22 protein-coding genes are annotated in these 24,501 nt (G+C 67.4%); 18 read left to right on the forward strand and 4 right to left on the reverse strand.

Annotated features, from left to right (window positions below; genetic code table 11):
- Nucleotides 1-315: 315 nt before the first annotated feature.
- Nucleotides 316-1,476 (forward strand): HAF repeat-containing protein, encoded by a 1,161-nt coding sequence (locus ACZ5ZX_RS32480; protein ID WP_465505798.1) that lies wholly within the window; start codon nucleotides 316-318, stop codon nucleotides 1,474-1,476.
- Nucleotides 1,477-1,745: 269 nt separating this feature from the next.
- On the opposite strand, the gene ACZ5ZX_RS32485 is transcribed toward ACZ5ZX_RS32480, so the two are convergent.
- A complete protein-coding gene (locus ACZ5ZX_RS32485) occupies nucleotides 1,746-2,903 on the reverse strand; it encodes a hypothetical protein (protein ID WP_465505799.1) in 1,158 nt (385 codons plus the stop codon).
- A 111-nt stretch (nucleotides 2,904-3,014) separates the two neighbouring features.
- Here ACZ5ZX_RS32485 and ACZ5ZX_RS32490 point away from each other — a divergent pair, with 111 nt between their 5' ends.
- The 8 genes from ACZ5ZX_RS32490 (at nucleotide 3,015) to ACZ5ZX_RS32525 (ending at nucleotide 11,366) form a co-directional block, all read left to right on the forward strand.
- The gene (locus tag ACZ5ZX_RS32490; protein ID WP_465505800.1) at nucleotides 3,015-3,194 is read left to right on the forward strand and encodes a hypothetical protein; all 180 of its coding nucleotides are present in this window, start codon (nucleotides 3,015-3,017) and stop codon (nucleotides 3,192-3,194) included.
- Nucleotides 3,195-3,226: 32 nt separating this feature from the next.
- A complete protein-coding gene (locus ACZ5ZX_RS32495; protein WP_465505801.1) occupies nucleotides 3,227-4,255 on the forward strand; it encodes a DUF6734 family protein in 1,029 nt (342 codons plus the stop codon).
- A gap of 79 nt (nucleotides 4,256-4,334) precedes the next feature.
- The gene (locus tag ACZ5ZX_RS32500; protein ID WP_465505802.1) at nucleotides 4,335-4,820 is read left to right on the forward strand and encodes an AMIN-like domain-containing (lipo)protein; all 486 of its coding nucleotides are present in this window, start codon (nucleotides 4,335-4,337) and stop codon (nucleotides 4,818-4,820) included.
- 191 nt (nucleotides 4,821-5,011) lie between these two features.
- On the forward strand, nucleotides 5,012-5,737 hold the full coding sequence (locus ACZ5ZX_RS32505; RefSeq protein ID WP_465505803.1) for a HEAT repeat domain-containing protein: 726 nt from the start codon (nucleotides 5,012-5,014) through the stop codon (nucleotides 5,735-5,737).
- 36 nt (nucleotides 5,738-5,773) lie between these two features.
- Nucleotides 5,774-6,460 (forward strand): hypothetical protein, encoded by a 687-nt coding sequence (locus ACZ5ZX_RS32510; protein ID WP_465505804.1) that lies wholly within the window; start codon nucleotides 5,774-5,776, stop codon nucleotides 6,458-6,460.
- 157 nt (nucleotides 6,461-6,617) lie between these two features.
- A complete protein-coding gene (locus ACZ5ZX_RS32515) occupies nucleotides 6,618-9,524 on the forward strand; it encodes an alpha-L-fucosidase (protein ID WP_465505805.1) in 2,907 nt (968 codons plus the stop codon).
- Nucleotides 9,525-9,570: 46 nt separating this feature from the next.
- Nucleotides 9,571-10,374, forward strand: a complete 804-nt coding sequence (locus ACZ5ZX_RS32520; RefSeq protein WP_465505806.1) for a MerR family transcriptional regulator — start codon at nucleotides 9,571-9,573, stop codon at nucleotides 10,372-10,374.
- Nucleotides 10,371-11,366 carry a BtrH N-terminal domain-containing protein gene (locus tag ACZ5ZX_RS32525; protein ID WP_465505807.1) on the forward strand — a complete coding sequence of 332 codons (996 nt, stop codon included), beginning with the start codon at nucleotides 10,371-10,373 and terminating at the stop codon, nucleotides 11,364-11,366. The genes ACZ5ZX_RS32520 and ACZ5ZX_RS32525 overlap by 4 nt, the downstream gene beginning before the upstream one ends.
- Here ACZ5ZX_RS32525 and ACZ5ZX_RS32530 read toward each other — a convergent pair.
- Both ACZ5ZX_RS32530 and ACZ5ZX_RS32535 read right to left on the reverse strand, forming a co-directional pair.
- Nucleotides 11,348-12,145 carry a DUF1684 domain-containing protein gene (locus tag ACZ5ZX_RS32530; protein WP_465505808.1) on the reverse strand — a complete coding sequence of 266 codons (798 nt, stop codon included), beginning with the start codon at nucleotides 12,143-12,145 and terminating at the stop codon, nucleotides 11,348-11,350. The genes ACZ5ZX_RS32525 and ACZ5ZX_RS32530 overlap by 19 nt on opposite strands.
- A 37-nt stretch (nucleotides 12,146-12,182) precedes the next feature.
- On the reverse strand, nucleotides 12,183-12,365 hold the full coding sequence (locus ACZ5ZX_RS32535; protein ID WP_465505809.1) for a hypothetical protein: 183 nt from the start codon (nucleotides 12,363-12,365) through the stop codon (nucleotides 12,183-12,185).
- A gap of 671 nt (nucleotides 12,366-13,036) precedes the next feature.
- On the opposite strand from ACZ5ZX_RS32535, the gene ACZ5ZX_RS32540 reads away from it, so the two are divergent.
- The 9 genes from ACZ5ZX_RS32540 to ACZ5ZX_RS32580 all read left to right on the forward strand — a co-directional run bounded on the left by ACZ5ZX_RS32540 (nucleotide 13,037) and on the right by ACZ5ZX_RS32580 (nucleotide 23,638).
- Nucleotides 13,037-13,663: a hypothetical protein gene (locus ACZ5ZX_RS32540; protein ID WP_465505810.1), complete on the forward strand. Its 627-nt coding sequence runs from the start codon at nucleotides 13,037-13,039 to the stop codon at nucleotides 13,661-13,663.
- Nucleotides 13,664-13,706: 43 nt separating this feature from the next.
- Nucleotides 13,707-15,815: a UvrD-helicase domain-containing protein gene (locus tag ACZ5ZX_RS32545; protein WP_465505811.1), complete on the forward strand. Its 2,109-nt coding sequence runs from the start codon at nucleotides 13,707-13,709 to the stop codon at nucleotides 15,813-15,815.
- Between the two features lie 238 nt (nucleotides 15,816-16,053).
- Complete coding sequence (locus ACZ5ZX_RS32550) at nucleotides 16,054-16,431, forward strand: DUF1801 domain-containing protein (protein WP_465505812.1); 378 nt, start codon at nucleotides 16,054-16,056, stop codon at nucleotides 16,429-16,431.
- A 13-nt stretch (nucleotides 16,432-16,444) separates the two neighbouring features.
- Nucleotides 16,445-16,837 (forward strand): YchJ family protein, encoded by a 393-nt coding sequence (locus tag ACZ5ZX_RS32555; protein WP_465505813.1) that lies wholly within the window; start codon nucleotides 16,445-16,447, stop codon nucleotides 16,835-16,837.
- A 164-nt stretch (nucleotides 16,838-17,001) separates the two neighbouring features.
- Nucleotides 17,002-20,100 (forward strand): glycosyl hydrolase 2 galactose-binding domain-containing protein, encoded by a 3,099-nt coding sequence (locus ACZ5ZX_RS32560; RefSeq protein WP_465505814.1) that lies wholly within the window; start codon nucleotides 17,002-17,004, stop codon nucleotides 20,098-20,100.
- Nucleotides 20,101-20,219: 119 nt separating this feature from the next.
- Nucleotides 20,220-20,624 carry a helix-turn-helix transcriptional regulator gene (locus ACZ5ZX_RS32565; RefSeq protein ID WP_465505883.1) on the forward strand — a complete coding sequence of 135 codons (405 nt, stop codon included), beginning with the start codon at nucleotides 20,220-20,222 and terminating at the stop codon, nucleotides 20,622-20,624.
- Between the two features lie 5 nt (nucleotides 20,625-20,629).
- Nucleotides 20,630-21,025 carry a VOC family protein gene (locus tag ACZ5ZX_RS32570; protein WP_465505815.1) on the forward strand — a complete coding sequence of 132 codons (396 nt, stop codon included), beginning with the start codon at nucleotides 20,630-20,632 and terminating at the stop codon, nucleotides 21,023-21,025.
- A gap of 40 nt (nucleotides 21,026-21,065) precedes the next feature.
- Nucleotides 21,066-22,934 carry a Na+/H+ antiporter gene (locus tag ACZ5ZX_RS32575; RefSeq protein ID WP_465505884.1) on the forward strand — a complete coding sequence of 623 codons (1,869 nt, stop codon included), beginning with the start codon at nucleotides 21,066-21,068 and terminating at the stop codon, nucleotides 22,932-22,934.
- Nucleotides 22,935-22,951: 17 nt separating this feature from the next.
- Nucleotides 22,952-23,638 carry a histidine phosphatase family protein gene (locus tag ACZ5ZX_RS32580; protein WP_465505816.1) on the forward strand — a complete coding sequence of 229 codons (687 nt, stop codon included), beginning with the start codon at nucleotides 22,952-22,954 and terminating at the stop codon, nucleotides 23,636-23,638.
- Here the strand turns inward: ACZ5ZX_RS32580 and ACZ5ZX_RS32585 are convergent.
- The gene (locus tag ACZ5ZX_RS32585; protein WP_465505817.1) at nucleotides 23,601-24,368 is read right to left on the reverse strand and encodes an ABC transporter permease; all 768 of its coding nucleotides are present in this window, start codon (nucleotides 24,366-24,368) and stop codon (nucleotides 23,601-23,603) included. The genes ACZ5ZX_RS32580 and ACZ5ZX_RS32585 overlap by 38 nt on opposite strands.
- Nucleotides 24,369-24,501 lie beyond the last annotated feature (133 nt).

Below are 24,501 nucleotides of genomic sequence, written 5' to 3' on the forward strand. Positions count from 1 at the left end.
GCGGTAGCGGTCTTCAGGCACAGTCTCGGCCGGGGATTCAGGGCCCGCACTAAGCCTTTTCATAGGCGAGGTTAGCGGTCGCCCCGACACCCGCCCGACACCTGGAAACCAGGAAGAAAATGCCCAACCACCCACGAATTGCTCACTTTCCGCTATTCGCCATTCTCATTTAGACCACAAGGACTAATGGCACAACCGGTATCAGTCGGCTATTCGTGTGGATCACCATCATCGCGGGAGAAATTCGCGAAGCGGTTCCATTACTGTTCGACGAGAAGGGGCGGAACTCCGCCCGAGCATGATTGGGGAGTCATCATGATGAGAAATCGTGTGGGCGGCGGCCGAAGACAGGCTTGGTCGCTGGCGGCGGCGGTCGTCGTTTTCACCGGCGCGCTGACGGGGACGGCGCAAGCCACACCGGTCGGACCGGTCGATCTCGGCACGTTGCCCGGCGACGACAGCAGTACGGTCCTCGCGGTCAACGAGGCGGGGGTGATGGTGGGGTTGTCGATGTCGGGCCCCACTCCGCAGCGCAAGCACCCGGTCCGCTGGGACGCCGACGGCCAGATCATGGCGCTGCCCACGCCAGGCGGCACCGAGGGTCAGGTACGGGACATCAACAATCACGGGGTTTCCGTGGGCTATGTGCTGACAGCGACCGACGCCGTGCCTGCCCGCTGGGACGCCGACGGGCTGGCCACCACGCTGCAGGTCCCGCCCGGCTATCACAACGCCACCGCGTCGGCGATCAGCGACACCGGCGTGACCATCGGGAACTGGCTGACCCCGGACAACCAGTTCCACGGCTTCCGCTGGGACCCGGACGGACAGGCCACCGACCTGGGTGTGCTGCCCGGCGAGACCTGGAGCATGGCCGAGGGAATCTCCGGCGACGGCGAGATCATCGCGGGCAGCGCCATGCGAGCCGGGGCGAACCACGCCGGGCGGTGGGTGAACGGCGGGCCGATCACCGAGCTGGCGCCACAGAGCTGGAGCAGCGGGGCAGGCCGGATCAACAAAGCCGGGGTGACCGCCGGCTCGATGGTCGAGACCAAGAGCGGGCCACCGATCCCTGCGACCTGGGACCGGGGCGGCACGATCCATCGCCTGGACTGGCCCAGCCCGCATTCGGTCTGGCTCTACCACATCGGCTCCACCGGGTACGCCGTCGGAACCGGCTACCTCAACGCCCCTCGCCGCAACGCGGTGCTCTGGGATCCCGACGGCAGGCTGACCGTCCTGGCCGACGACAACCTCGGCGCCGAAGTCGAGGCGGTCGACGCCTACGGCACCGCGGCGGGCAGTTTCCAGCGTCAGGCGACCGTCTGGTACCGGGACGGGCGACGCACGCAACTCGGCCAGCTGCCCGGCGGCAACCGCGGCCAGGCCTATCGGATCACCGACCGTGGCCGTGTCGTCGGCACCGCTGACACCTCCGCCGGGAAGACCCACGCGGTGTTCTGGACGCTTCGCTAGCGCCTCCAAACGGGGCCGCCCGACACGATCAGGCGGCCCCGTTCCAGCGAAAGTCGGCGACAATCTATCGCGTCCGGGAACTACGGAAAGGCACACCCCATCACCATGAGTCACGCTTACCCTGGGTAGTTTCGCCGCGACCCGAATCTGACCCAGGGAGGTTTTGATGGCGATTCACGGTGACGACGGCAAGGGCGGCGGCAACACCGGCAACTAGCCGGCGAACCACCGAAGCGAGCCACGTCGAAGTCGGATGTGGCTTCGCTCCGTCAAGATCGCGGCCACCGGAAGGCGATGCCGTACCCCTCTCTCGGCTGACAGGGCGCCAGGAAGGTGTGTTCCACGATGCCGTTCCGGATCTCCAGAAGATGCCGGTCACCGGCAGGCGGCCGCACCATCCGCTCGTACTCGGTCTGCTCCGCATACCACCAGCAAGCCTCGGGGACACAGTCGTCGAAGGTGACGCTGATGCTCAATCCCCCGGTCACCCTGCCCTCGCCGTCGACCACGCCCGGCGCGATCCCGTGGTGGTCGACGTCGACGTTGATCCAATGCCGTTCCTCTTCGAGATCGTCTTCGCAGGCAAGGGAAATGAACTCGTGACGCTCCCCATCGCCCAGCGGTTTCGGGAACAACAGGTTCACGACGAACGGGTCCCCCGGAGAAGTCTCGACGCGGCAACCGAAGATCGCTTTGACGGGGATCGGCGCCAGCTCCCCCGTCCAGCCGGTCGAAGCGTGCGCCCTGTACCGATCGACGCCGTCCTCACAGGCGACGACATCGCGTACCGTGAGGCGGCGATATACCGTTCTGCGCCGCATTTCCACGGCCACCAGCAGACGTTCCAGGTACACCGGCTGAGCTCCGGACGACGGCGCCCGGCGGCAAGGCGACCGAGTCGGCTCTTCGGCCGAGGCCCTGGCGATCTCCACGTAAGGCCGCCACGCCTCGCCATCTTGCGCGAGCTGCCGCAGATGCCCGGCCAGAGAAGGGGAAAGCTTGTCGCTCACCGCCCGGCGCCAAGCCTTGTGCATCGGCGTCGTCGTAGTGGGCGGCGGGTCGCCGAACACGCGAGGCAGGCTTTTCAATTGCCCGAAGCGGTCGTCGAGCGTCGATCTCCATTTCACCCTGCCGAGCCGGAACGCGGCGGTCAAGGCATTCCGGCGCCGGGATTCGGTCGTCGAGCCGATCTTCCCGATCTCGTCGAGGATCATTCCCCAGACCGCGAGCGCCCGCACCTCAGGAGTCGCCGTGGTCATCGACTCCGTCGGCCGGACCAGGCAAGCCAGCGCCGCGGCCGATTCGCTCGCCGGGTCTTCGATCGCGTAGCGCAGGAACCTGAGCGGTTCGCCGTCCTTGCGGACCGCGAGCCAGCGCAGCGCGGCCTCGACCGCGGCGATGGAACAGCCGACAACCGGAGAACCCACCCTCGACGACAAGAAACTCCTCCTGACCGCGAAAGATCAGAACCGGCGAACCCGCTCATCGGCCACCGCCTCCTACGGTGTACTAGTACACCAGACACGAGGGGTTCGACAATGGCCAAAGAAGTGTCCGGCAAACAGCACGACGGAATCGTGAAATTGATCAAGACCTCTTTGGCCGGCGTCGGAGGCCTCTATCTGCTCACCGGATCCCTTGTGGTGACGGCACTCGGCACGGTGACCGCGGTCGCCGTGCTCCACCTGAGCGGATTCCGTGGCTCCGGCCCGGCGTAACGTTCCCGCTCCGCGACCCGAACATCACGGCGATGCCGTACTACGGATATGGCCCCTACCTCGCGGTCGCCATCGGCGGCCATCTCCTGGCACCCGAAACACCGGTGCCCGGCGAGTACGGAGTGATCGGCGCGCCCGGCTGGGTTCCGCCGCGGGTCAGGGTCGTCCGCCCCGGCGACACGGCCGGGCAGCCGATCCGGCGCGCGGTCTGGTCCTTTTGGAGCAAACCGTATCGTCACCAGCACGGAAGGCCTTGGCCCAGCGACTTCTTCCACGCGCTTTCCTGGATCCTGTCGTTCCGCCTCGCGTCCCGCCTCTTCCCCACGACCGCGCTGGTCACCGACGACCAGGGTTACGAGCTGCTCGTGGAGCGACTGCGCCTGCCCTTCGACGACGTCTCACTCTCGCTGAACGACCTCGCCGGGCAGGATCCGTCCTGGTGGGCGCTCGGAAAGCTGCACGCCTATCGCGCGCAGAGTGAACCGTTCCTGCACATCGACAACGACGTGTTCCTCTGGCCCGGCTTCCCGGCGGCGGGCCTCGACGGTGAGATCGTCGCGCAAAATCCGGAGCACGCACCGGCTTTGGACGCGGGCTATTACCGGACGGAAGCCGCCATCACAGCGCTCCGGGGTACCGGCGGGTTCCTGCCGAAGGAACTCGGCGACTACACCGGAGAGGCAGCGCTCTGCACCGGGATCGTGGGCGGCACGGCCGTTTCCTTGCTCCGCCGCTACGCCGATCTCGGCATCCGGCTGGTCGAGTCGGCAGGCAACCAGGCGGCGTGGCGACGGCTCGCCCCGGTCGAGGACTTCAACCTGGTCGTCGAGCAGTATCTACTCGGCGCGGTGTGCTGGGGCGGCGACGCCATTGACGTGCAATGTGTTTTCGGCTCGCAGCACGATACCTTCAGCGAAGAGATCGCCGTCGCTCAGCGATTCACGCATCTCATCGCGTCGGCGAAAAGCGACCTCCGCTACCTGCGGTGGCTCGCGGAGCGAGTGAGAAACCATTTCCCGGCCGACTTCGAGATCGTTCACCATCTCTTTGGCGATCAGTAACGAATAGGACGAAGAGTACAACCTCTCCGGTGAACGGTGCGTCTTTCCGGCATCAACTCTCCGGCAGGAGGTCATCGCAATGACCATCAACCTACGACGCGCACTCGCCGCCACAGCACTGATGTTGACCGGCGCACTCGCCGCGGTCGCACCGGTTTCCGCAGCGACGCAACAGATCCCCGCGATGACGGGGATCCGCACCGGCGTGAACACCGGCTTCGACCGGATCGTGCTCGACCTGACCGCGGGTCCGGCCCCGGCGGTCCGATACGACCTCGTCGACGAACTGATCGCCGACGGCTCGGGCGAAATCGTCTGGCTGACCGGTGAGTATTTCATCGCGGTCACCGCGACTCCGGCCGCCGCGCACAACGAGGCCGGGAATCCGACCTATACCGGGCCGCAGAAGTTCCGGACCCGCAATCTGCGCAATGTCATGGCCGTCGCGGTCACCGGGGACTACGAAGGCACCTTGTCCATCGGTCTCGGCGTCCGGTCCAGGACACCGGTCACCGTGTTCACGCTGACCGCGCCGAACCGCGTGGTCATCGACGTCGGTCATTGATCACGACCGGGAATCCGTGAAGGCTTTTCGCTCGCAACACGGCCTTTTGGTGAGCAAAAGCCTTTTCGGATTCCCGCGGTGAAAATCCCGGCACACCCGAAGAGGCGATTTTTCGGGAAAACAGGTATCTGCAGTCCGGTATCGCGTTCCTTCCTTCCGTCAGCATCAATTCCGCTGCGAAGGAGAACCTCATGCCGACCCCACGCAATCCTGACACCCCGTCCTTGGGCCCGGGTGGCGACAACCTCGAAGCGGGCCCGAGCGGTTCGGGTCTTGGAAGCTTCTCGAACAGCGAAATCGGCGAGCTGGTCACTCAGGCCGCCGAAACGATGGCCGCGTCCGGCGAGGACGCCGAACGCAATTACCAGCGGAGCCTGGACCGGCTTCGCGAGCGTGCGGACGAAGTCGTCCCGGCGCTCGGCGAGCAGTACGGCGCCCTGTCCGAGGACCAGTACCTCGAACGCTGGGGCGTGGTCCAGCTGCTCACCGATCTGCGGCATACGGCGGCCGTTTCCGTGCTCGAGAACGTGTTGCGCCAGCCGATCCCGCCGGAGCGTTCCGACGACCCGGCACACGGGATCAGCACCGTCGGTGAAGAGGTGATCATCCGCACCACCGCCGTGGAAGCGCTGGCACGACTGGCATCCGCCGGAGACCGCGCGGCCAAGGATCTCCTGCTGCGGCAGGTGCGCCACGAGGTGTTCACGGTGCGGCGCGCGGCCGTCCAGGCCATCGCCGAGACCGGCGACACCGACCTCACCGCCCAGGTGCGCGAGGCACTCAGCGGCACCGAGGACGAACGGCTGCTGAACATCCGGCGGGTCGACGTCCGCGGTGTCCCGCAGGCCGTCGGTGGCCGCCACGTGAAGGACACGCGGACCGACGACGTGCCACCGCCGGAGCCCCCGCGCTCCTGAATCGAACGAATTCCTTCTATAGACAGGTGATCTCCGATGGCCACTTGCAGCTACACCGTGCCGGACAAGAACGTGACCGGGGACAATTTCTACGGTGCCTCGATCTGCAATCAGACCTACATCGACTATTTCTGGAACACCTACGGCTTCTCGGGCAACAAGGACTACTGGGACGACGGCTTCGGCTGGGAAGACCCCTGCAATACCGACAAGCCGCTCGCCCGGACGTTCAACGCGTGCTACCTGCTGACCTATTCGGCGCAGGACTACGCGAACGACGCCTATTCCGGGGCGATGCTGAACTGGGCGCGCCGCTACGTCCGGGACAACTGTGACGACCTGCGTTCGCTGTGCGGCGACGGCAGCGCCATCGCCCGCTCCTTCAGTGGCGTGTTCGTGGACGACCGGATCGAGGTGTACCTGGGTTTCTGGTACTCCAAGGACGTTCCCGGCCGTGCCGAGACGCTGATCCACGAGTCCCGTCACCAAGGCGGGAAGCCGCACAACGCGAATTTCCCGGCGGGTTCGGTGTTCGGCGCGGGCAAGAGCGGAGCCGACTCGACGTGGGGCTATGAAGGCGCGTGGATGTACGGCGCGCTCTACCTGTGGTGGTTCTACGCCCAGGGTGCCCGCACGACGTCGGCGCTGCGTGAGCGTGCCCGCCAGCGCGGCAACCTGGTGATCGACAACGCCTTCGCGACCCACCCGGGCTTCAACATCTGAAGCACGATCGACAGGCCCTCTCGCCGACCGCGAGGGGGCTTTGTCGCGACTATACCTCCGATGACTAAACAGATGTCCCGCTCAACGGGGCTTGACCACGTAGATATCAGCCGCAATCATCGGATCTCTCAGTAACCCACGCCCTGGATGAGAGCGGATGGTCATGAGAGTTCGAGCGCACCGCACCGCCTGGCTCGCCGTCGTCCTCGCCCTGCTGGCGGGCCTGCTCACCACGACAACGGCCAGCGCGGAGGTGCATCATCCCCGCCAGAAATGGCTGCGCGAGGCGACCGCGGGACTGTTCCTGCACTGGGGCATGTTCACCGCACCGCGCCACACCGACTGCGCGGCCTGGGAACGCGCCGTCACCGACGGCGGCTGGAGCGCCGACTACTGGGTGGACGAGGCGCGCAAGCTCGGCGCCTCCTACATCGTGCTCGCCACCTTCCACAGCAGGCTGGGTTACGCGCGGCCGTGGCCGTCGAAGATCCCGGGAAGCTGTGCCACGCAACGCGATCTGCTCGGCGAACTGGTCAAAGCCGGCAACGCCAAGGGTGTCCGGACGATCCTCTACATGACCGACGATCCCCAGTGGCACAAGGAAACCGGCGTCGAGTCGCTGGATTCCGCGGCGTACTCCGCCTACAAGGGCAAGCAGGTGGACCTGACCACACGGCCCGGATTCGGCGAGTACAGCTACGACCTCTTCCACGAGGTCATGGACCGCTACGCCGATCTCGCCGGGTTCTGGATCGACAACGACAATGAGTACTGGGAAAAGAACAAGCTCTACGAACAGATCCGCGAGAAACGGCCGTCCTGGTTGCTGAGCAACAACAACGAGGACACGCCGATCATGGACACCGTCAGCAACGAGCAGAAGACCGGCATCACCCCGCCCTACGACTACCCCCAGGCCGCGTTCACCCCGATGCCGCGGCTCACCGAAGCCGACTACAAACTGCCGACCAACGGCGGGTGGTGGTACGACGGTACCGATCAGGCCGTCGACTTCCGGCTGTCCACCGGGCGCTACATCACCAACGCCGGTTCGTCGATGAAATCGCTGATGGCCGAAACGCCGATGGTGAACGGGAAGTTCCCGCCGCAGCAGGAGGCGTACAACAACTTCATGGCGAGCTGGGTGCCGCCGATCAAGTCCTCGCTTCAGGGCAAAGAGGGCGGCGGGTACATGTACGGCGGGATGCAGCCCGGCTTCTGGAACGACGGCGCGCACGGTGTCGTCACCGTCGAGCCCGGCGCCGGAACGCAGTACCTCCACGTGGTCACGCGGCCACGAACCGATCTGCTCCGGCTGCGTGACAACGGCTACCAGGTCACCAAGGTATCCGACCTGCGCTCGGGCAAACCACTGCGGTTCAGCCAATCCGGTGGGTATCTGACCATTGTGGACATCAAGGACTGGGACACCTACGACACGGTGTTCAAGGTGGAGACGGCCGGGCAACGGTACTTTTACGACTCCCGCACGATCAAGGCCACCGCGTCCTCCTCGCGCGCGGGGCATCCGGCGTCGAATCTCGTCGACGGGAACTTCGAGAATTACTGGGACGCCGACGGCAAGCAGCCGGTCTCGCTGACCTTGGATCTCGGCAAGCGGCGCACGGCGACCTACCTCGCGGTGAACCAGCGCGAAATGTCGCCGACACACGCACGGGAATCGTTCGGGAGGCCCGAGGACTCGTCGAGGATCAAAAATTACCGCGTCTATCTCAGCGACGACGGCAGGAACTGGGGTGAACCGATCCGCACCGGCGCGATGCCGAGTGCTCGCGGTGTGCGGTTCATCGATCTCGGCGAACAGCGGACGCGGTTCGTCAAACTCGAAGTGCTCGACACCTGGGCCGGTCCACAGGCGAAGCCGTTCTACAAGCAGCTGGCGATCGATGAGATCAAGGTGGCGTACGGCTATCCGAGTTCGTTCCCCGGCACACCGGTTCCGCTGGAGGCCGAGTCCTTCCACAACGACCTCGATGGCCGCGCCCGCCTCGATCGGTGCGCGTCCTGCTCCGGATCGTTCCAGGTCACCGGGCTCGGCCGCGGCGCTCGCAACGCGGTCTCCTTCCCCGGGGCGACGGTCGCGGAAGCCGGGACCTACCGGCTCCAGCTCGACACCACAGGTGGGCCCGCGACGTCGGTGGCGGTGAGCGTCGACGGCGGCGCGCCCGTGGAGACCACGATCGACGCCGGCCCGCCCGGAGTCGTGGCCTCGACGGCGATCCCGGTCACGCTGAACGCCGGTGCCAACACCGTCAAGGTGTTCAGCGATGCCGCCGCGGGCCCGGACCTGGACCGGATCGCGGTCGCTCCCCTGCCACCCTCGACCTACACACCGAAAACGACACTGACCGTCGAACCCGCCGGCCTCCAATGGCTTTCCCCCGGACGGCAGTCCATGAAGGTGACCGCGAAACTGCGGCTCGACGCCGACGACGCCATCGGCAAGGTCACCCTGGCGCCGGTCGTCCCGGAGGGCTGGGCACTGCGGGGAGCACCGGCGACGGCGGCGTCGATGCGCGTCGGGCAAGAACTCGAAGCCTCATGGACCCTGGACTCACCCGAAGGCGTCACCGCGGCCGACATCCCGGTCACCGCGTCGTTCGATCTGCTCGGGCGGGCGAAATCGGTGAGCCAACCGGTGCGGGTGAGCCCCCGGCCCGCCGACCGGATCTTCATGCGTGAGGCCGAAGACTCGGCGAACGACGTCGGCGCCGCGGGCGTCACGAACTGCGGGGTGTGCTCCGGCGGGCAGAAGGTCCGCAACCTCGGCGGCGATCCGGACTCGTTCGTGCTGTTCGAGAACGTCACGGTGACCGAGGCCAGGCGGTACACCCTCTACATCGACTTCACCGTCAACGGGCCGCGCTCGTACTTCGTCACGGTCAACGGCGGCGCGCCGGTGGAGGTGCAGGTCGACGGCTCGGGGAACAACACCCAGTACACGACCTCGGTGCCGGTCGACCTGCGGGCGGGGGCGAACACGATCAAACTCCACAACGACCACGCTTCGGCCCCGGATCTCGATCGGCTGTCACTGGGGTGAGGTACCGGCTTGACCCTCTCCCGGGGAGAGGGTTCAGGCTGGTCCCATGACGACCTTGATGCCGATCGGCGTGTTCGCGCACGCCACCCGGCTGTCGGTCCGCGCGCTGCGGAATTACGACCGGCTCGGGCTGCTGGTGCCCGCCCTGATCGACCCCGGCACCGGGTACCGCCGGTACTCGCTCGAGCAGTTCGCCCGCGCGATCCTGATCCGGCGGCTGCGGGAACTGGAGGTACCGCTCGCGGAAATCGCCGAGATCCTCGACGCGGGTACCTCGGACGACGTGAAGGCCGCGATCAAACGACATCACAACCGGGTGGCCGCGCGGGCCGCGGAACTCGCGGTGATCAGCGGCGAACTCGATTCCGTACTCGCCGAGCCGACGCGGTGGCTGCATGTCTACGAGCGCACGCGCGCGCCGCAACCGATCGCCCGCCTGACGATCCGGACCCCGCTGGGCGGTTTGGCCGAGCTGATCGGGCCGTCGTACGCCCGCCTGTTCGCCGCACTCGAAGCGCAAGGCGTCGCACCGGCCGGGCCGTCCGGGGCCCGGTATCTCACCGGCGATCCCGATGAGTTGACCGTCGAGCTGTTCGTCCCGGTGGACGGGCCGGTGCGGGACGACGGCGGGATCGGCTCCGGCGAGCTTCCCGGTGGCCTGCTGGTCGCGACGATCCACGAGGGTGGCTACGACGACGTCGAAACCGCTTATCGGTCACTGGGCCGCTGGATCGCCGAACGCGATCGCGTCCCGGCAGGCCCCGCGGAGGAGCTGTACCTCGTGGCTCCCGGCCCGTCGGTCACGCCCGAGGCCTACCGCACCGAAATCGCCTGGCCGGTGAGCCCGTGATCCTCGACGGCGTCAAGACCACGGGTGGCGAGCACTGCGAGACCAGCACCCTCGACGTCCTCCTGCGGCACGCCGGGGTCGAGCTGACCGAGCCGATGCTGTTCGGGCTCGGGGAAGGGCTGGGCTTCATCTACTGGGACGGGAAGAATCTGCCGTTCCCGTTCCTCGGCGGACGCAGCAAACCCCTGGAGATCACGCGGAGACTGACCGAACGGCTCGGGCTGTCCTTGACGGTCAAGGAGACCGCGTCGACGCGCACGGCGTGGCGGAACGTCACCGAACGGATCGACGCCGGTCTCCCGGTCGGCCTGCAGCTCGATTCCTACCACCTCGAGTACTTCACCTCGAAAGTCCACTTCGGTGGGCACGTCGCCGCTTTGTACGGCTACGACGACGAAAAGGCGTTCCTGGTCGACACGGCGCAGCAAGGCGGGGAGGTGACGACGTCACTACAGAGCCTGGAACGCGCTCGAGGCGAGAAGGGGCCCATGACGGCGAAGAACCTCTCGTTCACCATCACCGCGGACGGGCCTCTCACGCCGCTTTCCGACGCCGTCCGCTCCGCCGTGCGAGCCAACGCGGCGGAGTTCCTCAACCCGCCCATCGCCAACCTCGGCTATCGCGGGATCGGCAAAGCCGCCGTCCAGGTACGGAAATGGCTGGACCGCAGCAGCGACCCGGCCCGCGACCTCCCGCAGGCCGCCACCCTGATGGAACGGGCGGGGACCGGCGGCGCGCTCTTCCGCCGGTTTTACCGCGATTTCCTCGAAGAAGGCGCGGCCCTGGTCGACGACGCGGGTCTCCGTACCGCCGCCGAGAAATACCGCGAGATCACTCCACTGTGGACCGAAGTGGCACAGTCGTTCACGCGGGCGGGGGAAACCGGCGACGTCCGGCACCTGGCCGACGCGTCCGCCGTCCTGTCCGAGCTGGCTCAGCGCGAACAGGAGGCGATGACGGCGCTGGCGACGGTTCAGCCCTGTCGCTCGTAGGGCAGCTTCTCCCCCGCTTCCACCGCGAACGGCAACCGGTTACCGGCAGGCGGCAACGGGCAGGTGGCGAAGTCGGTGAACGCGCACGGCAGATTCGTCGCCCGTGTGAAGTCGAGGACGACAGACCCGTCCTCGGCGGGAGCCGCCACCGCGAGCGAGCGGTTCGCCGCGTACGTGGTGACGCCGCTCGTGGCGTCGGTGAACAGGATGAGCAGGCCGTCCTTCTTGCCGTTGAACGCGGTGAGCGTGTGCTCCACGCCGCCGTGTTCGAAACGCACGATGCCCGGCGAGACGTAGACGTGACTGAGGCCTTCGACCACCGCGCCGACCGTGGTCGGCCGCGGCTCGTCGAAACCCTCGAAGGTGCCGGAAAGCACCCACGCCTCGTCGGGCTCGTACGCCGGGACGCCACGGAAAGCGTTCAGCACGGGGGCTTTCGGGTCGTGCACGCGGATCAGGTACCCACCGCGGCGCGCCACCTCGATCTCGATGTCCCCGGCGACGACACGGGTGGTCGCGCCACTGTTGACCAGCTCGAAGCGGCGGACGCCGGTGACCCGCTCGCCCTCGTGGGAGAGATCCGCGCCCTGCGGGTCGAGGTAGGCCGCGTCGGCGTCCTGCCACCACAAGCCGGGCAACCCCTCGTACGCGCGCGGCTTGTCCTCGAGCCAGTCGAGAGAGACCAGGGCGAGCCAGCCGAGCGGGTCGGCGAGATCGCGCTCGCGCTGGGTCTTCCAGTCCTGCCAGTCGCGCGTGAACGTGTCGAGGCTTGTGCTCATCGCCGATCCCTTCCGTGACCTTGTTCGTTCTTCCAGGTCAACGGCTTACGGTCGGCGATATTTCCCGTCCCGGCATGTGGGCCTGGCCGCGGTGGTCCCCGGTGGTGCCTTCCTCGGCGGAGATCAATTCGGTGGTGGGCGCGAAGAACGCCTTGAGCCCCGGGAGGTTCGCGCCCTTCTCCCGCGACGCGGCGAAGTCCTCGGAGGAACGCCACCACACGATGTCGAGCCAGGTTTCGTCGTCGACCCGGATCAGCTGGGCGTCGAGGAAGCCCTCCCTGTCGGCGCGGGACCTTGAAGCGGGTGAGTTCCACTGTCGTCATGGCGCCGATGCCAAGCGACGGGGTTCGCGCTTGGTCACCGCTTCCTTTGCCGTGGTCGCCATAACTCGCGTGCCTGGATCACACACTCGGGTGTTCCGGCTCTGAGCACGCGAGTTCGGTGCCACGTCACCCAGGCACCATCCCGCCCGACCACGCCACCCCGCTGAAGCGCGACCCGTCCTCGACTGTCCACAAGGGACACCGCCAGGCAAATCATTGTCCGGTTTGCGCCTGTATGTGCGGTTTTGGGGGGGTCGTGAGTGCTGATTAGGGTTAGAACACGATTTAGCACTCACGACCCCCTCGGGAAGCCGCGCATACTACCCAACCCGGACACTTTGGCTTCGTCCCGGCTTCCGACAGCCAGTCCGGACCCGCAGGACTGCGCGCCAGCCACACCGGCGACGGGCCCTTCGATATGCCTTCAGGTCCAAGAACTGTTCGGCACCGGCGGAAACCCGGAGATCGACTGGGCTATTCGGGCGTATTCGACATGAAGATCTCCACGTCCCGTCGGTGCCCAGTGCAGGATCGTCCGTTCCGGACTTGGGAGGGGACGGAACGCCTCATGGTGAATCAGCCACGTGGCCCGGACGGCCGCTGGATCAAATACAAGTACGGCGTCGGCGCGGCGGCGGTCGGAGTCGCCGTGGCCGCAGGGAGCGGCTTGAGCGGCGGCAGCGCCGCCTCTCTCGATTCGGCCGCGAGCCAAGCCGCCAAAGGCAAAACCTCCAGCAAGAAATCCGCGCAGAAGGGCCGCCATTCCGAAGCATGGCAGCGCCTCGGCTGGCGCCAGCTCAAGAAGACCGCGAAACGCGAGCTGAAATGCGGCCCGCATTCCTTCGGCGAAGTCCAGCGTTTCTTCCTGCGCCATCCCTGCGTCGATCTCGATCGCATGATCGTCACCGTCGATGACGGGTCCGGCAACAAGATCGCCGTGTCCGTCGCGTGGGTGAAGATGCCGAAGGCGAACGAGGCAGCCGATCTGAAACGGCTCGTCGACAAGCAGGGCAGCGGCAATGTCGCCCTCCTCGGTGAGGGACAGCACGGAGAGCGCTTCACCGGCGAGGACTACGACTCGCGCCTCGACCGGAAGCTGGTCGTGATCGCCGAGTCGGCTCGCGTCGCCGGGCGGCCGAGCGAAGCGACGTTGGAGACGGCCGTCGAGATCGCCGTCGAATTCCCCGCACCTTGACCATCACCGAAGGAACGGACCGTACGTGAGCAGGAGCGAACACTTGAGAAGGCGACTCGAAGCCCAAGCCGGGCAGCTTCTCGAGAGCACCTTCACCGGCTTGGATTCGCTGCAACGCAATGTCCTCACCGCTCTGCTCAGCCGGACCGGGGCGGGCTGGCGGCTGCTGGTCAACATGGCGTTGCCGTCGAACGACGGCCGGAGCGCTGACGCGTTCCTGATCGGACGTACCGGCGTCCTCGCTCTCCTGATCACCGACAAGGACCCGGACGACGAAGCCGTGCGCCAAGTCCTGCGCCACGCGAAGGAGCGCTTCGCCGGGATCCCCGGACCGCGCGGCCGTTCCTTGGCCGAGAGCGCGATCCACCTCGCGGTGATCGGCTCGGGTGCGGGCAAGGCCCGTCAGGACGGCATCTACTGGTCACTGACCGAATCCAGCCTCGACCGCGTCTTCCGGCGCGACGCGCTCCACCTCGACCAGCGACTGGTCGCCCGCATCGCGGAGCAGGCGGAACGACGCCTCCGCGGTTACCGTCCGTTGACCGTGCAGCGGCTGGATCGCGGCCCGGAAGCGGACGGGCTGCTGGACCCGGCCGAACTGATCGAAGACCAGCTCGGCGCGGCACAGCGACGGCCGTTCGATTCCTGGCTCACTTTCCTGCATCCGCGGCAGAACGCCATCGTCAAACGCGACTACTCGGGCCCCGCGCGGATCAGCGGCCCGGCGGGGACCGGCAAAACGGTCGTCGCGCTGCACCGGCTCCGGCATCTCGCCCGGCTCAGCACCGGCCCCTTGCTGTTCACCACCTACGTCCACTCGCTGCCGTCGGTGGTCAAGACGGCCTTCGACCGGCTGGCCCCGGAGCTGGAGGGCCGCGCCGAGTTCACGAACCTGCACGGCTGGGTCCGCCGGTTCCTCGCCGAGCGGGGCGTGCCGGTGAACGTCGACCGGCGAAAGATCGACACGGTGTTCAGCTTCGCGTGGATGGCTTACCGCGAGCGGCTGCAGCTCATCGAGCCGAACGTCGATTACTGGCGCACGGAACTGGACAGGGTGATCAAAGGTCGCGGGATCACGACGCTCGACGGCTACGTCGCGGCCGCTCGCCGAGGCCGGATCCTGCCGCTCAACGCGAGCCAGAGAGAACACGTCTGGGGCCTCTACGAGCACTATCAACGGGGCCTCACGGACAAGGGCGTGCACGACCACAACGATCTGATCGAACTGGGCCACGCCGAACTCGTGCGACGCCCGCTCGAAACACCGTATGCGGCGGTCGTCGTCGACGAGGTCCAGGACATCACGTTGGGCGGCTTGAAGCTGTTGCGTGTACTGGCCGGCGACGGACCGAACAAACTCCTGCTGGTCGGCGACGGGCAGCAACAGGTGTACCCCGGGGGCTGGCGGCTGTCCGACGCCGGTATCCCGATCCAGGGCCGCGGCGAGCTCCTGAAGGTCAACTACCGCAACCGCGCCGAGGTGCTGGATTTCGCGCGGCGGTTCGACGCGACGAACCGGGTGGACGACCTCGACGGCGCGGACGGGGTCACCTTGCGCGCGGCCGAATCGGCCAGCGACGGTGGCTCCACCGCGACCTGGCGCGGCACCTCACGCGATCTTCCCGACGCCCTGGTCGACGCCGTTCGCACCCTGCCGGTCGACCGGGACCACGCGGCACTGATCGTCTTCCACCACAAGGATCTCAGCAGGTGCGCCGAAATACTGCGCGCGGCGGGGATACCCACGCTGGCGCTGGAGAAGTACACCGGCGAAGCCGACGGCAAGCTCAAGATCGGGACCGTGCACCGCGCCAAGGGGCTCGATTTCCAGGCGGTGCTGGTGCTGGAGAACATCCGCGAAAGCGTGACCGGGACGCAGGCCGAAGAGGAACGCCGTGAGCTACGCGGCAGGCAGCATTTGGTCGCGGCGACCCGCGCCCGCGACTTCCTCTGGTGGGGCGTGCTCGACGACACCGGGACCGGCACTGCGCCCCCGGCACAGCCCGAGCCACCGGCCAAGGAGGCCGAATGCGTTCACGACATGCCGATCTCGTGGTGTTCGCTGTGCCGGAAGCCACCGCCGAACGTCCTCCCCCACGGCTACCGGACCGGTGAGGGCAACGCCTATCACAACGATCCGGACTGCACTTGACTGCGCAAAGGCCAGGGCCGGGCGCATCGGCAGGGCAAGAACGTCCACGACCTCGTCCGCCTCGCCTGGGGTTCGGTCGCGCCCGGCGAACTCGAGCCGTGCGAGTTCTGCTGTAGCTCGCAATGGATGCGACGCCATGGGCACTGATCGAAGCATCACCGAATAATTTTTTTGTCTTGACAACTTCAACCTTCGGACGGTTAGCTGAACGCAACAACCCGACCGAAGGGATCCAGTCATGGCCAAGTTCGCGAACGTCGACGACTACCTCGCCGCCCTGCCCGAAAACCTGCGTGAGGTCGCGACAGCGCTGCGACCGATCGTCAACGCCGCCCTGCCGGGCTCCATCGAGGCGATGTACCACGGCTCCCCCACCTGGAGCGCGGGCGAAGCCACGGGTAAGAACCTCGTCTGCCTGCTGAAGACGTATTCGTCGTACGTCACCTTCGCCCTTTGGAAGGGACAGCTCGTCAACGACGAGTCCGGCAGGCTGGAGGCGAGCGCTCGCGAGATGGCGCACGTCAAACTGCGCTCGCTCGCCGACATCGACGCCGACCTGTTCACCGGCTGGCTCAAGCAGGCACGGGACCTCGAAGCCGTCGCGGCGGCGCGATGACACAATCGCCGTCGTGCCCGCGATCACCGACGAATCCCGTTGCCCGTGCGGTCTCGGCGAGCCCTACGGCGCTTGCTGCGGCCGCTTCCACCGGGGAACCGCGACAGCTCCGACCGCCGAACTCCTGATGCGGTCGCGGTTCAGCGCGTTCGCCGTCGGCGACACCGCGTACCTCACCAGGACCTGGCATCCGGACACCCGGCCGCCGGACCTTGAACTGGACCCGGGGCAGCGCTGGACGTTCCTGGAGATCCTCGGCAAGACCGGCGGAGGCCTGCTGGAGAACGAGGGCACCGTGGAGTTCCGGGCCCACTACCGGCAGGACCGCCGAGCCGACAGCATGCGGGAGAACAGCCACTTCGCCCGAGTGAACGGGGAGTGGAGCTACGTGGCGCCCGTCAGCTGACCGGGCGGCCGCGCCTTCTCCGGGTTCGACCCGCTGCCGACAAACCCCTCACGAGGGTCTGTTCCCCACGTGACGAGGCGGCTACTATCGCACCCAATTGTTAGGGAACTTTCTTAACGATATCCACCCCAGGTCCGCCGCCGTGTGCCCGAGGAGGCGCGCTCGTGAGTTTTCGGCAGAACAGAACCCGGATCCCGTTACTGGCCATGACCGTCACCGCGCTGGCCGCCGCGGTCTGCGGGGTGACCACCGCTCCCGCCGCCACCGGCGCGGAGGTGGCCGTACCGCTGACCGTCGGCGCCGCCGCGGGCAACGCCACCCCCATCCCCGGTTACGTGATCCAGTCCTCGGCACAGGTCAGCGACGATTCGGCGGTGTCGAAGCCGGGCTTCCCCACCTCCGGCTGGTACCCGGTGTCGTCGCGGTCGACGGTCTACGCCGGTTTGCTGCAGAACGGCAAATACGCCGACCCGTTCTATTCGACGAACATGCAGAACGTCCCGGCGGCGCAGTTCTCCGTGCCGTGGTGGTACCGCACCGACCTCAACGTCGACGACACCTCGTCGCGTACCTACCTCGACTTCAGCGGCGTGCTCTCGAAGGCCGACGTCTGGGTCAACGGCACCAAGATCGCGACGAAGGACCAGGTCAACGGCGCCTACACCCGTCATGATCTGGACATCACCGCGCAGGTGCACGCGGGTGTCAACAGCGTCGCCTTCAAGGTCTACCCCAACGATCCCAACAAGGATCTCTCGATGGGCTGGATCGACTGGGCGCAGACCCCGCCGGACCAGAACATGGGCATCGTCCGTGACGTCCTGGTCCGGCGCAGCGGAGCGGTCGCGCTGCGCAGCGCGCACGTGATCCAGAAGCTGAACTCCGCACTCGACCACGCCGACCTCACGGTGAAGACCGACGTCCGCAACGATTCGGCGAACGCGGTCCAGACCACGGTCGCCGGCACGGTCGCGGGCAAACCGGTCAGCCAGACGGTCTCGCTGGCGGCCAAGGAGCGCAAGACCGTCACTTTCCCGGTGGTCGGCCTGGACCGCCCGAACGTCTGGTGGCCGGCCGGGATGGGCGGGCAGCACCGGTACGACCTCGACCTGACCGCGAGTGTCGGCGGCGCGCCGTCCGACACCGCGAAGTCGAAGTTCGGTGTCCGCGACGTCAAGGCGACGCTGAACTCCAGCGGCGGACGGCAGTACAGCGTCAACGGCAAACCGCTGCTGATCAGGGGCGGCGGCTACACCCCGGATCTGTTCCTGCGCTGGAACGAGACCGCCGCGGCCGACAAGCTCAAGTACGTGCTGAACCTCGGGCTCAACACGGTCCGGCTGGAAGGCCACATCGAGCCGGACGAGTTCTTCGACATCGCCGACGACCTCGGCGTGCTCACGATGCCGGGCTGGGAATGCTGCGACAAGTGGGAAGGCCAGGTCAATGGCGAGGAGAAGGGTGAGCCGTGGGTCGAGTCGGACTACCCGATCGCCAAGGCGTCGATGTTCTCCGAGGCCGAGCGCCTGCGTGACCACCCGAGCGTCATCTCCTTCCACATCGGCTCCGACTTCGCGCCGGACAAGCGGATCGAGCAGGGCTACCTCGACGCGATGAAGGCCGCCGACTTCCTGCTCCCGGTGATCCCGGCGGCTTCGGCGAGGCCGTCCCCGATCACCGGCGCGTCCGGGATGAAGATGAACGGCCCGTACGACTACGTGCCGCCGGTGTACTGGTACGACAAGTCGCAAAAGGACCGTGGCGGGGCGTGGAGCTTCAACTCCGAGACCAGCGCGGGCGTCGACATCCCGACGATGGACACCCTCAAGCGGATGATGTCGGCGAGCGAACTGGACACGATGTGGAAGAACCCGTCGGCCAAGCAGTACCACCGGTCGTCTTCCGACACCTTCGGGAACCTGAAGCTGTTCGGTGACGCGCTCACCAAACGGTATGGCGCGTCGGCGAACCTGACCGACTTCGTGCGCAAGGCGCAGCTCGCGCAGTACGAGAACGTCCGCGCGGAGTTCGAGTCGCACTCGCGCAACTACACCGACTCGACCAACCCGTCGACCGGGTTGATCTACTGGATGCTCAACAGCCCGTGGACTTCGCTGCACTGGCAGCTGTTCGACGCCTACATGGACCAGAACGGCGCCTACTACGGTGCGAAGAAGGCCAACGAGCCGCTGCACATCCAGTACTCGCACGACAACCGCTCGGTCGTGGTGATCAACCAGACGTCGAACGCGGTGAGCGGGCTGACGGCGACCACGAAGCTGTACAACCTCGACGGCACGGAGAAGTACAGCAACACCAAGACCGGGCTGTCGGTCGGCGCGCTGGGCGCCAAGGCCACCGCGGTCACCGTTCCGGCGGTGAGCGGGCTGTCGACGACCTACCTGGCGAAGCTGGTGCTCACCGACTCGTCCGGCAAGGAGGTCAGCCGGAACGTGTACTGGCTCTCCACCAAGGCGGACACGCTCAACTGGGGCGGCAGCGACTGGTACTACACCCCTCAGTCGGCCTTCGCGGATCTGTCCGGGCTGAACAACCTCGGTCAGGCGACCGTCGGCGCGACGGCGAACTCGGTCGCCGGTGCCGACGGCACCACCACCACGACCGTGACACTGAAGAACACCTCGGGCGGCAAGCTCCCGGCGTTCTACGTCGACACGCATGTGGTGGATTCCGCGGGCAAGCCGGTCCTCCCGGTGGCGTGGAACGACAACGCGGTGAGCCTGTGGCCGGGTGAAACGACCACACTGACCGCGAAGTACCGCACGGCCGACCTCAAGGGCTCCAAGCCTTCGGTGCGGATCTCCGGCTGGAACACCGGGACGCAGACCGTTCCGGCCGACGGCTCCGGCCCCGGCCCGGGCGACCCGGTCGACTACCAGGCCGAGGACGCCACGATCGTCCAGGGCGCGGTGGAGTCCAACCACGCCGGCTACACCGGCACCGGGTTCGTCAACTACGACAACGTGGCCGGCAGCTCGGTCGAGTGGACCGTCACCGCGCCGTCGGCGGGCACCTACGACGTCGTCGTCCGGTACGCCAACGGGACGACGACGAGCCGCCCGCTGGACTTCTCCGTCAACGGCTCGATCAGCGCGTCGGGTGTCGCCTTCGGCAGCACCGGCACCTGGCCTGCTTGGACGACGAAGACCGTCCGGGTGACGCTGGCGGCGGGGGTGAACAAGATCAAGGCGGTCGCCACCACGGCGAACGGCGGCCCCAACGTCGACAAGATCACCCTCTAGCCAGGGGAGTCGCCTGAAAGGCCCCTTCGCCACCCGGCGAAGGGGCCTTTCGGCGTATCGGCGTGGGTTACGCTATCCGGGTGACCGGCAAACCCGACCCGCACCTGCGTGACCTCGCCATGCTGCGCCGCGTCCGCGACCGGATCGACCGCGACTACGCCCAACCGCTCGACGTCGAGGCGCTGGCGCGCGGCGTCCACGTTTCCGCCGGGCACTTGAGCCGCGAGTTCCGGGCGGCGTACGGCGAATCGCCGTACAGCTACCTGATGACCCGCCGGATCGAGCGGGCCATGATGCTGCTGCGACGCGGGGACATGTCGGTCACCGAGGTCTGCTTCGACGTCGGTTTCTCGTCACTGGGCACCTTCAGCACGCGGTTCTCCGAACTGGTCGGCATTTCGCCGAGCGGCTACCGCAAACAGGCGATGGAAGACGGCCGCGGCATGCCCGGCTGCGTCGTCAAACAGGTGATGCGACCGATCAGGAATAAAGAAGCGGCTCCTCCGCGCGCCGACCTACCTTGAGTCGCATGACCCTCTCGATTCACGCGTCGTTCCTCCCCGCCGACGATCTCGAGGCTTCACTTTCCTTCTATCGCGACATCTTGGGCTTCGAAGTACGTGAGGAAGACCCGGGCCGGGTCCTCGTCGGCGCACCAGGACAGCCGCGGACGTCGATCGTGCTCCGGTCGCCTGTCACCGATCCGGAGCTCACCGACGAGGAACGCCTCACCATCGCCGAACTGATGGCGAAGGGCAGCTACGCGACCATCTTGCTCGCCACCCGGGACCTGAACGCGACGTTCGACCGGATCCAGGCGACCGGCGCCGACGTCGTCCAGGAACCCATCGACCAGCCCCACGGCGTCCGTGACTGCGCTTTCCGCGACCCGGCGGGCAACCTGGTGCGGATCGAACAGCGGTAGCCCCGCCTCGGTGCGCGCGCGCTGAAGCCCTCGGGTGATGATGGGCGGCGTGGAGATCGCGGTAGAACTCGTGGCACTGGTGGTGGCCGTCCTCCTGGTCACCGCCGCGGCGCGGAAGCTCGACTGGTCGGCGCCGCTGTGCCTGATCGCCGTCGGGGTCGTCGCCTCGTACGTCCCCGGCGTCCCGGAGTATGAACTGGACCCGGAGGTCGTCCTGCTGGGGTTGCTGCCCCCGCTGCTGTACGCGACCGCGATCCGCACGTCGCTGATCGACTTCCGCCGCAACCGCGGGCCCATCCTGCTGCTGTCGGTGGGGCTCGTCATCTTCACCACCGCCGCGGTCGGTGTCGTGGCGTGGCTGGTGATCCCCGGTCTGCCGCTCGCCGCCGGGCTCGCGATCGGCGCGGTGGTCGCCCCGCCTGACGCGGTCGCGGCCACCGCGGTCGCCCGCAAGGTCGGTATGCCGCGCAAACTGACCAGGCTGCTGGAGGGCGAGAGCCTCTTCAACGACGCGGCCGCGCTGGTCGCGCTGCGGACCGCCATCGCGGCCATCGCCGGTTCGGTCAGCCTGCTGCAGGTCGGCGGGGACTTCCTGCTCGCCGCGGGCGGCGGGCTGGTGATCGGGTTCGCCGTCGGTGCGATCGCCGCGATGATCCGCACCCGCCTCGAAGATCCGGTCACCGACACCGCGCTTTCGCTGGTGGTCCCGTTCGTCGCCTACATCGCCGCCGAGGCGATCCACGGTTCCGGGGTGATCGCCGTGGTCGTCGCCGGCCTGATCCTCGGGCACAAGGCGCCGAGCATGCTCTCCGGCCGGTCCCGGCTGGCGAGCAGGCTGAACTGGCAGACCATCCAGTTCCTGCTGGAGAACATCGTCTTCCTACTGATCGGCCTGCAGGTCCGGCGGATCATGACCGAGGTCGGCCACAGCGGGCTGAGCTGGTTCCAGCTGGTGCTGATCTGTGCCGCCACGCTCGCCGCGACGGTCGTCACCCGCATCGTCTGGATGGCGGGCATCGGCCTGGCACGGCGGGTGTTCCGCCGTCACGCCTGGCCGTGGCGGTACTCGGCGGTGATCGCCTGGGCGGGGATGCGCGGGGTGGTCACGCTCGCGGCGGCGTTCGTGCTGCCCGCCGACACCCCGCAGCGGGCCGTGCTGGTACTGGTCGCGTTCGTCGTCGTGGCCGGAACGCTGGTGCTGCACGGGACGACGCTGCCGGTGCTGGTGCGGCGCCTGAAACTGCCACCGCCGGATCCCGCAGAAGACGCGTTGCAGGAGGCGGCCGTGCTCAACAACATGACGCGGGCCGCGATCGAGGAACTGGAGAAGATCCGGACCCCTGACGACCCCGACGACATCGTCGAGCGGCTGCGCAGCCGTCTGCAGCACCGGTCCGATTCGGCCTGGGAGGAGCTCGGCAGGCAGAGCACGCTGACCGAGACGCCGAGCGACGCGTATCGGCGCCTGCGGCTGAAACTGCTCGAAGTCGAACGGGCGAAGTTCCTGGAGGCGCGCGACTCCGGCATGGCCGATGATGATGTCCTGCGCCGGATCCTCGAACGCCTCGATATCGAGGAATCCATGCTGGACAGGGAGGAGGAGACCGTGCCGGACTCCGATCGCGAACTGCGCACGCCCGCCGCGACGGCGGGATCCTGCAAGCATCTGACCAAGAGCTGGCCGGAAGTCCAGCCTGATACACCCGACGAATGCGCGGTCTGCGTCGAGAACGGGATGACCTGGGTGCATCTGCGCGAATGCGTCAAATGCGGGAACGTCGCCTGCTGCGACTCGTCGCCGGGCAAACACGCGACCGAGCATTTCCACGAGACCCTGCACCCGGTGATGCGCAGCCACGAGCCCGGCGAGACCTGGCGCTGGTGCTTCGTCGACAAACAGCTGGGGTAGCTCGGTATCGTCCGGGTATGAGCACCCCTGAGCAGGAGATCGAATACCGCCAGCACCGGTTCTCACCCCCGCCGGGGTCGACCGAGATCTTCCTTGTCCGTCATGGCGAATCGGCTCCGGCCAAGGCCAGTACGCCGTTCGACATGGTCGACGGGCAGGCCGACCCCGACCTAGCGCCGGAAGGCCGCGAACACGCCGAACGGGTCGGTGGCCGTCTCGCGGACGAACGGATCTCCGCGCTGTACGTGACGACGTTGCGGCGGACCTCGCAGACCGCCGCACCGCTGGCGGCGAAGCTCGGGCTCACGCCGGAACTCGAAGCCGATCTGCGGGAGATCCACCTCGGGGACTGGGAGGGCGGGCTCTTCCGCCGCTACACCCACGAAGGCCACCCCATCGTCGAAAAGCTGTGGCAGGAGCAGCGCTGGGACGTCATCCCCGGCGCGGAGACGATGGAGGCGTTCGGCGGCCGGATCAGGGCGGCCATCGGCAGGCTCGCGGCGGCCAACCCGGACCGGCGGATCGCCGTGTTCACCCACGGCGGTGTCATCGGCGAGGTCTTCGCTCAGGCCAGTGCCGCGAAGAACCGGTTCGCGTTCCTCGGGGCGGACAACGGCTCGATCTCACATCTGGTGGTCTCCGGCGACAACTGGATGGTGCGACGGTTCAACGACACGTCGCATCTTCAGTCGCCGTTCGGCTGATCCGGCCTGCCGCGACCAGGTGCACGGCGACCAGGGTCGCGGCGGCCTCCGCGGCCAGCAACCCGATGAGCACGAGCACCTGGGTCACGCCGGCCTGCACCGGCCCGGCGCCACCGAGGAGGACACCGACGTAGGCGCCGGGCAGGGTCACCAGGCCGACCGTGCGGGTCTGGTCGAGCGCGGGGATCAACGCCTGCCCTGCCGAAGGACGGCAGATCTCCAGCGCCGCCGGGCGCCGCAGGAAACCCAGTGCCAGCGCGGCTTCGTACTCGCCGTGCCGTGACGAGAGTTCGTCCAGCGCGCGCCGCGAGGCCTGAGAGGTCGCGGACATCGCGCCGCCGATGACGATCCCGGCGATCGGCACGACCGCGATGGGCCGCCACGGGACCACGCCGGTCGCGAGTACGAGCGCCAGCACCGGCACCACACCGGACGCGATGGCGAGCGCGACCCACCCCAGATCCTTCGGCACACCGATCCGGCGCGCGGAGGTGACCGCCGCGATCGCGAACATCAGCAGCACGAATCCGCCGGTCAGCCAGCCGGACTTCAGGATCCCGACGATCACCAGCGAAACGACGGCGAGCTGCGCCACGGCGCGCACGGCGGCGGACAACACCGCCCTGCCCTGCCCCAGCTGCCCGAAATGCACCACTGCCGCGCCGAAGATCGCCAGCAGGGCGAGGACCACGGCCAGCGCGGGGCCGAAGGCGATCGCACCATCAGTCACGCCGGTGATCCTGCCGCTTCCGGTGGCCGTTCGGTACCAGGTGGTGGGGTGTTTGGGCGGTGTGTTTTGTGGCCACGAAACGAACACACACACAACAATACACCACCCCACACTAAGGGGGAGGGGCCGGGCG

Source organism: Amycolatopsis sp. NPDC033938 (genome assembly GCF_055575975.1).

What these genes read in the sequence shown, in the direction of transcription:
- ACZ5ZX_RS32480 (WP_465505798.1), top strand. Translation starts at nt 316, where the DNA reads ATGATGAGAAATCGTGTGGGCGGCGGCCGAAGACAGGCTTGGTCGCTG.
- ACZ5ZX_RS32490 (WP_465505800.1), top strand. Translation starts at nt 3,015, where the DNA reads ATGGCCAAAGAAGTGTCCGGCAAACAGCACGACGGAATCGTGAAATTG.
- ACZ5ZX_RS32495 (WP_465505801.1), top strand. Translation starts at nt 3,227, where the DNA reads ATGCCGTACTACGGATATGGCCCCTACCTCGCGGTCGCCATCGGCGGC.
- ACZ5ZX_RS32500 (WP_465505802.1), top strand. Translation starts at nt 4,335, where the DNA reads ATGACCATCAACCTACGACGCGCACTCGCCGCCACAGCACTGATGTTG.
- ACZ5ZX_RS32505 (WP_465505803.1), top strand. Translation starts at nt 5,012, where the DNA reads ATGCCGACCCCACGCAATCCTGACACCCCGTCCTTGGGCCCGGGTGGC.
- ACZ5ZX_RS32510 (WP_465505804.1), top strand. Translation starts at nt 5,774, where the DNA reads ATGGCCACTTGCAGCTACACCGTGCCGGACAAGAACGTGACCGGGGAC.
- ACZ5ZX_RS32515 (WP_465505805.1), top strand. Translation starts at nt 6,618, where the DNA reads ATGGTCATGAGAGTTCGAGCGCACCGCACCGCCTGGCTCGCCGTCGTC.
- ACZ5ZX_RS32520 (WP_465505806.1), top strand. Translation starts at nt 9,571, where the DNA reads ATGACGACCTTGATGCCGATCGGCGTGTTCGCGCACGCCACCCGGCTG.
- ACZ5ZX_RS32530 (WP_465505808.1), bottom strand. Translation starts at nt 12,145, where the DNA reads ATGAGCACAAGCCTCGACACGTTCACGCGCGACTGGCAGGACTGGAAG.
- ACZ5ZX_RS32540 (WP_465505810.1), top strand. Translation starts at nt 13,037, where the DNA reads ATGGTGAATCAGCCACGTGGCCCGGACGGCCGCTGGATCAAATACAAG.
- ACZ5ZX_RS32550 (WP_465505812.1), top strand. Translation starts at nt 16,054, where the DNA reads ATGGCCAAGTTCGCGAACGTCGACGACTACCTCGCCGCCCTGCCCGAA.
- ACZ5ZX_RS32565 (WP_465505883.1), top strand. Translation starts at nt 20,220, where the DNA reads ATGCTGCGCCGCGTCCGCGACCGGATCGACCGCGACTACGCCCAACCG.
- ACZ5ZX_RS32570 (WP_465505815.1), top strand. Translation starts at nt 20,630, where the DNA reads ATGACCCTCTCGATTCACGCGTCGTTCCTCCCCGCCGACGATCTCGAG.
- ACZ5ZX_RS32575 (WP_465505884.1), top strand. Translation starts at nt 21,066, where the DNA reads ATGGGCGGCGTGGAGATCGCGGTAGAACTCGTGGCACTGGTGGTGGCC.
- ACZ5ZX_RS32580 (WP_465505816.1), top strand. Translation starts at nt 22,952, where the DNA reads ATGAGCACCCCTGAGCAGGAGATCGAATACCGCCAGCACCGGTTCTCA.